Origin of the sequence: Sphingopyxis sp. J-6 (genome assembly GCF_046603995.1) — a bacterium.
In the GTDB taxonomy this organism is placed as follows: Bacteria; Pseudomonadota; Alphaproteobacteria; order Sphingomonadales; family Sphingomonadaceae; genus Sphingopyxis.
Genome location: NZ_CP145810.1, coordinates 3,615,655 through 3,627,027 on the forward strand (window position 1 = coordinate 3,615,655; position 11,373 = coordinate 3,627,027).

General features: G+C 67.0%; 11 protein-coding genes. 5 read left to right on the forward strand and 6 right to left on the reverse strand.

Annotated features, from left to right (window positions below):
* Window positions 1-123 precede the first annotated feature (123 nt).
* On the forward strand, window positions 124-918 hold the full coding sequence (locus tag V6U71_RS17255; RefSeq protein WP_411339588.1) for an ABC transporter ATP-binding protein: 795 nt from the start codon (window positions 124-126) through the stop codon (window positions 916-918).
* Window positions 919-945: 27 nt separating this feature from the next.
* Here V6U71_RS17255 and V6U71_RS17260 read toward each other — a convergent pair whose 3' ends face one another.
* Entirely contained in the window at window positions 946-1,449 is a 504-nt protein-coding gene (locus V6U71_RS17260) for a hypothetical protein (protein WP_411339589.1), read from the reverse strand.
* A gap of 192 nt (window positions 1,450-1,641) precedes the next feature.
* On the opposite strand from V6U71_RS17260, the gene V6U71_RS17265 reads away from it, so the two are divergent.
* The 4 genes from V6U71_RS17265 to V6U71_RS17280 all read left to right on the forward strand — a co-directional run bounded on the left by V6U71_RS17265 (window position 1,642) and on the right by V6U71_RS17280 (window position 4,900).
* Window positions 1,642-2,631, forward strand: coding sequence for a DUF4189 domain-containing protein (locus V6U71_RS17265; protein WP_411339590.1), 990 nt, complete (start codon window positions 1,642-1,644; stop codon window positions 2,629-2,631).
* Between the two features lie 23 nt (window positions 2,632-2,654).
* Window positions 2,655-3,116, forward strand: a complete 462-nt coding sequence (locus tag V6U71_RS17270) for a hypothetical protein (protein WP_411339591.1) — start codon at window positions 2,655-2,657, stop codon at window positions 3,114-3,116.
* 137 nt (window positions 3,117-3,253) lie between these two features.
* Window positions 3,254-4,465, forward strand: coding sequence for a cell wall hydrolase (locus V6U71_RS17275; protein WP_411339592.1), 1,212 nt, complete (start codon window positions 3,254-3,256; stop codon window positions 4,463-4,465).
* 48 nt (window positions 4,466-4,513) lie between these two features.
* Complete coding sequence (locus V6U71_RS17280; RefSeq protein ID WP_054731282.1) at window positions 4,514-4,900, forward strand: VOC family protein; 387 nt, start codon at window positions 4,514-4,516, stop codon at window positions 4,898-4,900.
* 156 nt (window positions 4,901-5,056) lie between these two features.
* Here V6U71_RS17280 and V6U71_RS17285 read toward each other — a convergent pair whose 3' ends face one another.
* The 5 genes from V6U71_RS17285 to V6U71_RS17305 form a co-directional block, all read right to left on the reverse strand.
* Window positions 5,057-6,778 carry an ATP-binding protein gene (locus V6U71_RS17285; RefSeq protein ID WP_411339593.1) on the reverse strand — a complete coding sequence of 574 codons (1,722 nt, stop codon included), beginning with the start codon at window positions 6,776-6,778 and terminating at the stop codon, window positions 5,057-5,059.
* Between the two features lie 93 nt (window positions 6,779-6,871).
* Entirely contained in the window at window positions 6,872-7,648 is a 777-nt protein-coding gene (locus V6U71_RS17290) for a TIGR02186 family protein (protein WP_411339594.1), read from the reverse strand.
* Window positions 7,645-8,553: a sulfite exporter TauE/SafE family protein gene (locus V6U71_RS17295; RefSeq protein WP_054589090.1), complete on the reverse strand. Its 909-nt coding sequence runs from the start codon at window positions 8,551-8,553 to the stop codon at window positions 7,645-7,647. Before V6U71_RS17295 ends, V6U71_RS17290 begins: the two co-directional genes overlap by 4 nt.
* A 106-nt stretch (window positions 8,554-8,659) precedes the next feature.
* Complete coding sequence (locus V6U71_RS17300; protein ID WP_411339595.1) at window positions 8,660-9,826, reverse strand: hypothetical protein; 1,167 nt, start codon at window positions 9,824-9,826, stop codon at window positions 8,660-8,662.
* Window positions 9,823-11,229 carry a glycosyl transferase family protein gene (locus V6U71_RS17305; protein WP_411339596.1) on the reverse strand — a complete coding sequence of 469 codons (1,407 nt, stop codon included), beginning with the start codon at window positions 11,227-11,229 and terminating at the stop codon, window positions 9,823-9,825. The genes V6U71_RS17300 and V6U71_RS17305 overlap by 4 nt, the downstream gene beginning before the upstream one ends.
* Window positions 11,230-11,373: the final 144 nt, after the last annotated feature.

Below are 11,373 nucleotides of genomic sequence, written 5' to 3' on the forward strand. Positions count from 1 at the left end.
GACGAATGAGGGCACACGAGTCCCCGCTCACCACGCCATATCAGCCATCGGCACCTCGCTCCCGCACTCGCAGCCCGCAATTCCCTCTTCCCCATCGCGCTGCGTCGTGCTCATGGCAGCGCCATGTCCGATAATGCTCCCCTGCTTTCGATCGCCAATGCCCGTGTGATGGCGGACGAAACCTGTATCCTCGACCTTCCCGCGCTGACCCTCCATCCGGGCGAGAACACCGCCATTCTCGGGGCCAACGGATCGGGGAAGTCGACGCTGGTCAAGCTGATCACGCGCCAGATCTATCCGCTCTACGGCGGGCAGGTGCGAATTTTCGGGCAAGACAACTGGAATGTCTTCGACCTCCGGAAATTGCTCGGCATCGTCTCGTCGACGATGCAGCTCGATTTCGACGCCGATCCGCCGCTCGAAGTCGTCGATTGCGTCGTCTCGGGATTTTTCGCGGCGCGCGGGCTGTGGGCGCATAACGAGGTGACGCCGGCGATGCGCGACGCGTCGCAGGCCGCGCTCGCGGACGTTGGCGCGGCGCATCTCGCCGGGCGCAGCATGGCGAGCCTGTCGACCGGCGAAGCGCGCCGCGTCCTGATCGCCCGCGCCCTCGCCCACCGGCCCCGCGCCCTGCTGCTCGACGAACCGTGCGCCGGGCTCGACCCCGCGGCGCGGCATCATTTCCTCGACATGCTCCGCGCCGTCGCGCGCGGCGGCACGACCTTGCTGCTGATCACCCACCATATCGAGGAGATATTGCCCGAAATCTCGCGGATCGTGACATTGCGCGGTGGCCGGATCGACGAAGACGGCACCAAGGACCGGCTGCTGACCAGCGCCGCGCTCACCCGTCTGTTCGGGCTGCCGATCGAGGCGTCGCCGCGCGGCGACTGGTTCCACGCCGATATTATTGCCTGATCCGCCCGCTGAGCAGCTCTGGCCGGGTCAATCGACGACCTCGACCGCAATATGCGGCCAGGCCGCAGCCAATCGTCCGGCCCAGCGCTCATAGGGCCAGGGGATGACCTCCTCGTCGAACCAGAACAGCCGGTCGCCGTCGAGATCGTAGAGGTGGACCACATCGTTGCTGTCTTCTTGCCGGACGATGCGGATCTTGGCGATGCGCGACGGATGGATGCGTCCTTCGTCGCCGCCGGTTGCGCCGATCCGGCCCTGCCACCAGATCAGATCGCCCGTTGCGGGCTCGACGAAACTGCCCCGGTTGGGGTTGGCGAGCATGTTCATCGCCGCGCCCGCCGCGACCAGCGCACCCAGCCCTTGCGCAAGCGGGACGAGCCAGGGGGCACACTCGCCGTCTTCGCTGCAATTGTCGGCGGGGTCGATGACCGACCCGGCCCAGAAGAAGACGGTACCGAAAACGAGCAACAGCCACATGCGGTAATCGGTCCGCGCGCTGCGCCGATAGGAAGGGATGGACGTGCCGGCCATGGCCCCCGCTCATAGAGCAAGCTGGTCAACAGCAGGATAACGCCGGATATTGTGTTTCCGCGACGATCCGACGAAAGCCGTGGCAGCCAAGGAGCGACGCAAGCGAGTCCGTCTATGGTGACGATCACAGCCCGCCGGGTTTCGACATGTGAAACGAAAGAGGCTATACTGATCGAAGGAATTGTCCTTTCCATGCAAACTCTTGTCGACCGCCCCCGAAAAACCGCCGTCGTTCTGGCCTTTCTCGCCGCGATGCTGCTTGCCCTGCTGCTCCCGGCCCGGCCCGCGATGGCGCAGGCCTATCCCTGCAACGGCCCCGGGCCCGGCGAGCGGATGGTCGGCATGACGCCGGGCGGCAATGGCGTCGCCGGGGTGCCGCTGTGCGTGCGCGACGAAGCGGCGGCGCCGGTGCCGCAGGGACCGCCGACGCAATGGGTGAACAGCTATTATGTCGCGGCGTGGCACCCCGAAGCGTCGGATGTCTGGACCGCCGCGGGCTATCGCAGCGCCGACGCCGCGGGCGAAGCCGCGCTCGCCGCCTGCGCCGCAGCGATGGGCCCCGGCTGCACGCTGACGCCGGGCGCCGCCAACGGCTCGATCGCCATCGCGCGCGACGGCCTCGGCACCCTGTGGGCCGCCACGGGAGCGAGCGACGGCAAGGCAAGGAAGGAGGTCGAGAAACTGTGCGTGAAGGAACAGCAGGCGATCTGCGAGGTCATCAACACGACCAACTCGCCGTCATGGATCGAGGAGATCGGCTATCCGGTCAGCCAGGCGATCGTCTTTCCGCCGAAGGGCAATTTCCATCGCATCTATGCATCGACGGCGTGGGTCGACAGCGGCAGCGCCGAGGGTAACTGGGGCGCGAAAATATGGGTCAATTCGGGCTATACGAGCGGCAAGGATGCCGAAACCGCAGCGGTGACCCAATGCGAACGCGACAGCGGTGCGAAGTGCAAGGCGGTCCGGACGATTTCCGACGCCTTTCTGACCATCGCGGTCGATGCGAGCCGGTCGATCCGGGTCGGGTCGAGCCCCGATTACAAGGAGGCCCGGAAACATGCCGAGCAACGCTGCAAGGACACGGGAACCAAATGCACCGTCACCGCGACCTTCGACGCAACGCAGAAGGGCGCGTTCGTCCACGATGCCTATCAGGCACTCGCCGAAATGAAGAAATAGCCGATTTGACGAAGGAGGCCGCCTTGAAATTCCTTTCCCGCACCCTGTTTGCATCGGCGGCGCTGATGGCCACGCCAGCACAGGCGCAAGACGCCGATCCCGACGAAGGCCTCGGCTATGTCGCCGAATATGGCGCGACGATCGGCGAGCCCGACCGGGTCGACAGCGATGGCGCGGCGCTCACCGATCCCGCCGCGATCCTCGCGCAGGACCGGTTCAATGTCGATGTGCGGGGCGTCCTCCAGCCGGGCGACAGCCCCGACGAATATTTTGCCGATGAGGCGCAGCGGGAAGAAATCGCCGGCGCCGACATCCGCTTTCAGGACGATCGGGCCGCGGCCGAACTTGCGGATGGCACGCCCTCGCTGTTCGTGACGGTGATGCGCCGGCCGGACGACGGGCGATTGGTCATCTTCCTCGCGACCTCCGACGGCGAACCGGCGGACGATCCCGATTCGGTCGACGATTCCACGCCAACGGCCTGAAGCGACGCATTTGCGCCATTATCCCGCCACCGATCGCTTGCCAGAGCGGCGGAACCGCTTAATTGGCCCGGACGTGCCTGTGCCCCTGCGGGACATGCGATCGAGAATGAAACATTTTGTTGGCGTTTCAGGGCATAATGCAGGCTGACCCGCCTCCACGCGAATCGGTCGTGCGGCGGCGGGATGGGAATTTCGACACGCGGATGAAGCCCGAACTCAACCTCACGGCCCGCTCGGCGTGGCTCGATCCGGTGGCGCCGAAGCCCGCCGGACCCGACCGCTCGTTCTGGACCGCACTGGCGGCGGCGGTGATCGTCGCGTGCCTCGGCCTCGCGCTCGCGAGCGGACGGCTGCGCGACTATACGCCGTTCGGGCCGTACAGCGTCACCGTGCCGTTGAACTTCAAAACCTATGACCCCGCACGCTGGGCGGTGATGAACGCCGAGGATTATGAGGCGGCGCTGAAGATCGACCCGACGCTGCCCGACCCGAACAGCGTGGGCTATGCCGACGCGACCGCCCTGCCCCCCGCCGATCCGGCAGCGCTGCGCGACGAAGCCTTTGTCGGGCCGCCGGCCAAAAGCTATGTCTTTCGCGGCGTTACGGCGCTCGACCGCGAACGCGCCCATTATTGCCTTACCTCGGCGATCTATTACGAGGCCGCGTCCGAAAGCGACGACGGCATGCGCGGCGTCGCGCAGGTGATTATCAACCGCGCCCGTCACCCGAGCTTTCCGAACACGATCTGCGGCGTCGTCTTCCAGGGGTCGCAGCGCGCGGGCGTGTGCCAGTTCACCTTCAGTTGCGACGGCGCGATGGCGCGCGCGCCGAGCAAGCCCAACTGGCTCCGCGCGAGCCGCATCGCGTCGGCGGCGCTTGGCGGCTATGTCTTCCCCAAGGTCGGCCTCGCGACCCATTATCACACGACGGCGATCTGGCCGCGCTGGGGCAAGAGCCTGGTGATGACGAATATCGTCGGCGCGCATATCTTCCATCGCTGGCGCGGCCGCTGGGGCATGCCCGACGCGTTCCGCGCACCCTATCTCGGCCGCGAACCGGTGCCCGGCCCCTATCTGCCCGTCGCGCAGCAACTCGCGATCCTCAAAGGACAGGGGATCGCGCCCGGCGCCGGACCGCTGCCGGCGATTGCGGGCGCCACCGCCGCGGCGCCGCTGCCCGATGTCGCACCGGCGCCGCTGCCGGGCACGATGGCGCAGCAGGGCCGCGATATCGGCACGCCGGCCGCGCCGGCCCCCGCCACGCCGCCGGTGACCTACAGCGATCCGCGGCTCAACCAGTCGGGGCAGATCAAGGAAGAGTTCCAGAAAAGCGGAGAGTGGATTCGCTGACCGAAGCCGCCTAGTCTCGTCGCATCACCACCATCAGGGAGGATGGCCATGGGACATGTCAAAGGCATCGGCGGATTGTTTTTCCGGGCGCGCGATCCCGCCGCGCTCAACGCCTGGTACCGCGAGCGGCTCGGCGTCGGCGGCGGCTGCAGCGCCGACGAGAGCGTCCCGCCGAACGAATGGGTGTGGAACGTCACCGCCGGTCCGCTCGTCTTTTCGCCCTTCAAGGCGGATACCGATTATTTCGCGGCCGACCGCCAGTATATGATCAACCTGCGCGTCGACGATCTCGACGCGGTGCTGGCGCCGTTCCGCGCCGCGGGCGATGAGATCATCACCAAGCAGGAGTGGGACGACCCATCGGTCGGTCGTTTCGCACGCGTTCACGACCCCGAAGGCAATCCGATCGAATTGTGGGAGCCGCCGAAGGGGTAACCCTGAAATCCCGTTCGCATCGAGCCCCTCGACTGCCTTGGCAGGCGCTCGGGATAAACTTCCACCTTCGGTGGAAGTCGAGATGCCCATCGGTCTAGCGCTTGCCATCGGGGTGTCTCGACTTCGCTCGACACGAACGGAAACTGATGGAGGCTCTTACCGACCCTGACTGCGCCAGCGCTTGACGACGCGTTCGAGTATCTCGGCTTCGCCGCCGGTCTCGCGCCACAGCTTCGAGAACAGCGGATCGCTCGACGCGGGCCGCTTTTCCTCTTCGAGCGTGTCGAGATAGACGCGGATCGGGATCGACACGCCCTCGCCGCAGACGATGCATTCGCGGTTGCGGAGCGCCGGGATCGAATCGATGAAACCGCGCGCGCCCTCGGGCATTGCCGCCTTCACGAAATGCTGGTCGCGCTCGTTGTTGAGGCGCATCGAGATGATCGTGCCGCACTGCGACAGCACGCCTTCGGCAAGGTCCGACGGGCGCTGGGTGATCAGCCCCAGCGACACGCCATATTTACGGCCTTCCTTGGCGATCCGTTCGAGGATCTTGCGCACCGCCTGCCCCTGCCCGACATCCTTCGCCGGGATGTAGCGATGCGCCTCTTCGCAGACGAGCAGGATCGGGCGCTGCGGCTCGCCGCGCGACCAGATCGCATAGTCGAAGGTCAGCCGTGACAGCACCGCAACGACGACGCTGGTGATGTCGGAGGGCACCCCCGACACGTCGATGATCGAGATCGGCCGGCCGTCGGACGGCAGGCGGAAGATCTTGCCGATGAAACTGGCCATGGTGTCGGCGACGAGCATGCCCGAGAACATGAAGTTATAGCGCGGGTCGGCGCGCATTTCCTCGATCTTGCCCTTGATCCGCATGAAGGGCGCGCTCGACGTCGCCTTGTCGAGCCGGCCCATCTCGTTGCTGAGAATGCTGAGGAGATCGGAGAGCAGATAGGGAATTGGCGAATCGACGGTGATCTTGTTCATCCCCTCGGCCAGCCGGTTCTTCTGCCGCGCCTGCAACAGGCATTTGGCGAGCACGTCGCAGTCGCCCTGCCGGTCGCGGCCCTCGCTGGTGACGAACACTTCGCAATGTTCCTCGAAATTCATCAGCCAATAGGGCATCGCGAGATTGTCGACGTCGAACAGCGCGCCGGTGCCCTTGAACGCCGCCGAATATTCGCCGTGCGGGTCGATCATCACGATATGACCCTGCGGCGCGAGTTCGCAGATCTTGTGGAGGATCAGCGCGGCGCTGGTCGATTTGCCGGTACCGGTCGAACCGAGGAGCGCGAAATGCTTGCCGAGCATCGCGTCGACATAGAGCGAACCGCGAATATCCTTGGTCGGATAGACGGTCCCGATCTCGACATGCGCGCGTTCGTCGGCGGCATAGATTTGCTTGAGATCGGCGCTGGTCGCCGCATAAACCTTACCGCCCGGCACCGGGTAGCGCGTGACACCGCGGCGGAAATTATGGATGCGGCCGGTGATCTTTTCCTCGTCGCCTTCGCCGAGGAAGTCGATCGAGGCGACGATGACGCCCTGCCCCTGTTCGTGGAGCTGCTGGTCGCGGATGCTCGCGACGAGCCACACATTGCCGACGCGGACCTTGACCTGCGCGCCGACCTGCCCCGCCATCGCGACCGCCATGTCGGTCGATGACGACAATTGGCCGATCACGGCGGAGTCGATCAGGATGCGCGACGCCGAACCCGAAATATCGATCACTTCGCCGATCAGCAGGTCGTCGCGATGATGCGCCGTCACCGGCGCAACGGGCGCAGCAGGAGCGACGGTGCCGCCGCCGGCGAGCCGGACGTGCTGTGCCGCCGTCATGTCCCCGGCGCCGATCGCGCCGCCCTGGCTGTCCATTCCGTTGCCCCGCCTCAAATTGATCCCGGACAACTTATCGCACCAGTTGGTAAATAAAGCGCTTATGGTCGTCCGCAGCGCCCCGAGCTCGCCCTAACGGCGGCGGAAAATGGCCGATGCACCCCATCCGAGGACGAGCGACAGCAACACCGCCGCCAGCCCGTAGAGAAAGCCGTGACGCTGCGCCGCGAGCGCGACGAAGCGTTCGAAGCCTGCCTTGCGGATCTGGACGTCGCGCGATGCCACCGCGAGCACGCGGCCGCGGCTGATCAGATAGGTTTCGGCGCGATAGGTGCCGACCGGGACGCGCGCCGGCACCGGGATACGCGCCCGGTAGAGCACGCCTTCGCTGATTTCGACCGCCGCCGGATTCTCGTAAAAAAGCCCGAGGCGGCGATAAAGGTCGATCAGCCCGCCCTCGAAACGCTCGAGCTTCTTCGCCTCCGAAAAGCCGCTCGGCGACATCGACAGGTTATTGAGCCCCAGTTCGAAAATCGCGGCGGTGCGTTCGTCGACCAGCTTGTCGATCGGGCGCGACGAGCCGATGGCATAAAAGCCCGGCGAGGTCCGCAGGCGGATGCTGTTGGCGTTGACCCAGATACCCGCGACGCGGCGCTTTTCGCGCAGCACGATCGGGCGCACCGGTCCCTTCAACACCACGACGATATCGGCGCGGTCGTCGGGCAGCCGCTGTCCCGGATAAAGGATCGCGCCGAACAGCAGCAGTTCCTCGCCGGTAAAGCTGTACTGGATATCGATGGCGCGGCTCGACACGTCGGGGACCAGCCGCGGATCGCTCCCCTGCGCCGCAGCCGAGGCCGGGAGCAGCAGCGCCGCGCACGCCAGAGCCAGGGCGCACGCGTTTCTCATTGCACCGTGTAGATTTCTTCGGGGCGGATGAAGAGATCGACCGCCATGCGCAGCGCGACGAGCAACACGATCGCCGCGAGTGCCATGCGCAGATATTCGGGTTTCACCTTCTGCGCGAAGCGTGCGCCGAACTGCGCGCCGGTGACGCTGCCGAGCAGCAGCAGCCCCGCCAGCACGATGTCGACCGCGCCGGTCGTCATCGCATGGACCATCGTCGTCGCGATCGTCACGAACAGGATCTGGAACAGCGAGGTGCCGACGACGACCTGCGTCCCCATGCCGAGCAGGTAGAGCATCGCCGGGACCATGATGAAACCGCCGCCGACGCCGAGCAGCATGGTCAGGATGCCGACCGCCATGCCGAGCAATAGCGGCGCGAGCGGCGAGATATAGAGGCCCGAGCGATAGAAACGCCAGCGCAGCGGCAGGTTGGCGACCATCGGGTGGTGGCGCCGCTTGCGCGCCGGCGCGGGAAGCCCCGCCTGCGCCGCGCGGTACGACCCCCATGCCTCGCGCCCCATGAAACTGCCGACGGTGCCGAGCAGGGCGACGTACAGGATGTTGATCGTCGTATCGATCTGGCCCCAAGCGGTGAGCAATTCGAACAGCCCGGCGCCGATCAGCGAGCCGAGGAGTCCGCCCGCCACGAGCACCGCGCCCATGCGCAGGTCGACGCCGTCGCGCTCGAGATGCGCCATCACGCCCGACACGCTGGCCCCCGTCACCTGCGTCGCTGCCGATGCCGCCGCGACCGTCGGCGGGATGCCATAGAAGATCAGCAGCGGTGTGGTCAGGAAGCCGCCGCCGACCCCGAACATGCCCGACAGGAACCCCACGCCGCCGCCGAGCAGGATGATGACCAGCGCATTGACCGACAGATTGGCGACGGGAAGATAAAGGTCCATGGGCCCCGAGATCGTTTCGCGGCGCTGGAACCGCGCCGGTTCCGGCGATCCTAGACCATTTTTCGGGGGCGGGGAATCCGCACCATCGCCTAAATTTTCCGCAAATTCAGAAGTCGGCGGCGAGGGTCAGCGCGAGGCCGCTTTCGGGCGCCGCATCGCCGGCGACACGTTGCCGCCAGTCGAGCGCGATCCGGCTGCCCTCGCCCACCTTTGGGAGGCGCAAGGTCAGCCGCGGACCGACATCGACGCGCGCCGCGCCGGGCTGGGCCGCGCCCGCCGCAAGCGCGCCGAGCCGCAGCGGCGCATCCTCGTCGCGTCCCAGCCGCCGGTCGACCACCACCGCACCATCGACGAAGCCGTCGCGGCGATGCACGCCGACGAGCCCCGCCTGCCCATAGGCGTCGAGCCGGAAACCGCCGGGCAGCGGCGCTCCGCTCACCCCGCCGCTGACTGTCGCGGCCAGCGCCGTGCGGCCCTCCGGGCCGACGGCCAGCCGCTGTTCGATCGCGATATCGACGGGCCAGCGCGCAACCGGTGCATAAGCAAGGCCCAATGCGATTTCACGCTGCCGCGGGCGTTGGACCGCCATCGTCGCGCGCGCATAGGCGCGGGCACGGCCGGTTTCGTCGAGGCCATGGGCGATCCGCAGCCCGGCCTGGCTGCCGCCTAGCTGACCTGGCCCGGCGATCCCGCCGGGCGCGTCGCCGCTCCCCTGACGCAGATAGAGCCAGCCGCCGAGCGACCATCCGGCCAGTTGTCGCTGCATCCAGAAGGGCTTCGCCCGTCCCGGTTCGGCGCGCGCCGCGGCGGGGACCGGCCACCACGCGGCGCCTCCGGCGGGCAGCGCCGTTCGCATATTTCCGCCCAAGGGAGCGGGCAGAAGCCTCGCCATAAGTGCGAGGCGAAGGCTGTGGCGGTCGGCGCCGAGATGATTTGTTGGAGCCTTTTCCTCCACCACCGTGAGCGGCAACGGATCGTCGCTGGGTTGCGCAGCTCGCCGGAGCGGCGGCGAGGCAAGCGGCCTAGTCCACGATGACGCAACCGGCCGCATCACAAGATCGCCTGTCCGGTTTACGCCGATTGGCGGCAGCGTCGCTGCGGCAAAGGGCGACGGCGCCGCCCACGGCGGCGTAACCGCCGGGGGCACCGGCACCGCGGGATTCCATAGCGCCCCGACGCGAACCGCCACCCACGCGCCGAGAAACAGCGCCAGGAAACGCAGCGCGGGCGCATCGCGCAGCGGCCGCAGCCCCGATCGGCGCGCGGCCGTCACCGCACGGTCACCGGCGCTGCCTCGCATCCCGCTTCGCGATGCTCGGTCTTTTCCCACACGACCTGTCCCGAGCGAAGGATCCGCCAATAGGCGACGATGGCCCGGCGCGCCGCGAGGATCGCGATGATGTTGGCGACCAGCGCCCGCGGAAAAGAAAAGACGCCTTGCCGCCAGCCATAGCATCGCGCCGTGAAATAGCCGCGCATGCCGAGCCGCCACATCAGCAGCATCGCATTGAGCCCGAGGAGCAGGTCCATCGCCGCATCGGAGGTTACGGGACGCCAGCCGAGCAGGACTTCGCCGGTGAACCCGACGGTGACGAGCACGAAGGCGGCGTAGGCGGCGAGCAGGATGGTCGCGGTGAGCGGCGCGCGCCGGTCGCGCCAAAGCATCCAGCGGATCAACCATGTCCGGCTCGCCGGCTCGTTTGCCGCAGCCGGTCTGAGCCAGCCGAGATGCTCCCAGCCGGCGAGCGCGATTCCGGTGATCCACCGCGACTTCTGCTTCACCGATTTTTCCCATTCGTCGGGGAATTCGCCCTGCGACACGATCCGCCCGCCGCGGGTGCCGGGTGCATCGACGAAACGCGCCGCAAGACCATAGCCCGCAATCAGCATGCCGACCTCATAATCCTCGGTCAGGCTATCGGCGCGAAAGGGTTCGCCGCCGCGGTCGAGCGCCAGAAGAGCCAGCGCATTGCGCGTGAGCGCGCAGCCGACCCCAGCCGACGGGATCGGCAGGCCGAGCCGCGAACGCAGCACCAGCTCCTTGCCATGCGCTTCGGCAAATTCGTCGCCATAATGGCCGGCGACCCATTGCGGGCCGCGGCCGACGATCGGCACCACCGGAATCTGCACCATCGCATAAGCGCCGAGATGGCGGCGATAGAGGTCGAGTTCCTCCGGATGGACATGATCCTCGGCATCATGGAGCGCGATCGCGGCGAAGCGCCGCCCTTCCGCGCGCTCGTCTTCGCCGAGCGCCGCCCACATCCGGTTGAGATTGTCGCCCTTGGTGGTCGGCCCGTCCTCCCCGCCGATCACGAGGCGCAACCGGGGATCGCGGGCGATCAGCGGCGATACCGCGAAAAGCGTTGCCGCATCATTGGGATAGCAGCCAACGTAGAGCCGGAAATCTTCGCCGTCCCATGCCGCGAGCGTCCGCCGCAGGGTGGCGGCGAGCACGGCGTCTTCCTTCCACGCCGGCAGGAATATCGCGATCGTCCCGTCGAGCCGCGACGGCGCGGCGCGAGGGACCGGTGCCGCGCGCCGGCTCGCGATCCACAGCGCATCGAAAAGCAGGTCGTCGAGCCCGATCAGCAGGATGCCGACCGATGCGAACAGCATCAGTTCATGCCCGGCGGCATGCACCAGCCACTCCAGTCCTGCGGTCGACAGCTCCACCCTGCTGGCCCCACCCCCAATCGATGGCGCCTCGCCACCGACCCGTCTTGGGTAATGGCGCGATGTTTTTTGTAAAGGGTGACGCTGGCGGGTCCCCGCGCTAGGAGAATTTGCGATACCCCTGTCCCGAAAGGTCCTCCACGC

Coding starts and splice junctions, on each gene's coding strand:
- V6U71_RS17255 (WP_411339588.1), top strand. CDS start 124: ATGTCCGATAATGCTCCCCTGCTTTCGATCGCCAATGCCCGTGTGATG.
- V6U71_RS17295 (WP_054589090.1), bottom strand. CDS start 8,553: ATGGACCTTTATCTTCCCGTCGCCAATCTGTCGGTCAATGCGCTGGTC.
- V6U71_RS17285 (WP_411339593.1), bottom strand. CDS start 6,778: ATGGACAGCCAGGGCGGCGCGATCGGCGCCGGGGACATGACGGCGGCA.
- V6U71_RS17260 (WP_411339589.1), bottom strand. CDS start 1,449: ATGGCCGGCACGTCCATCCCTTCCTATCGGCGCAGCGCGCGGACCGAT.
- V6U71_RS17290 (WP_411339594.1), bottom strand. CDS start 7,648: ATGAGAAACGCGTGCGCCCTGGCTCTGGCGTGCGCGGCGCTGCTGCTC.
- V6U71_RS17275 (WP_411339592.1), top strand. CDS start 3,254: ATGCAGGCTGACCCGCCTCCACGCGAATCGGTCGTGCGGCGGCGGGAT.
- V6U71_RS17280 (WP_054731282.1), top strand. CDS start 4,514: ATGGGACATGTCAAAGGCATCGGCGGATTGTTTTTCCGGGCGCGCGAT.
- V6U71_RS17265 (WP_411339590.1), top strand. CDS start 1,642: ATGCAAACTCTTGTCGACCGCCCCCGAAAAACCGCCGTCGTTCTGGCC.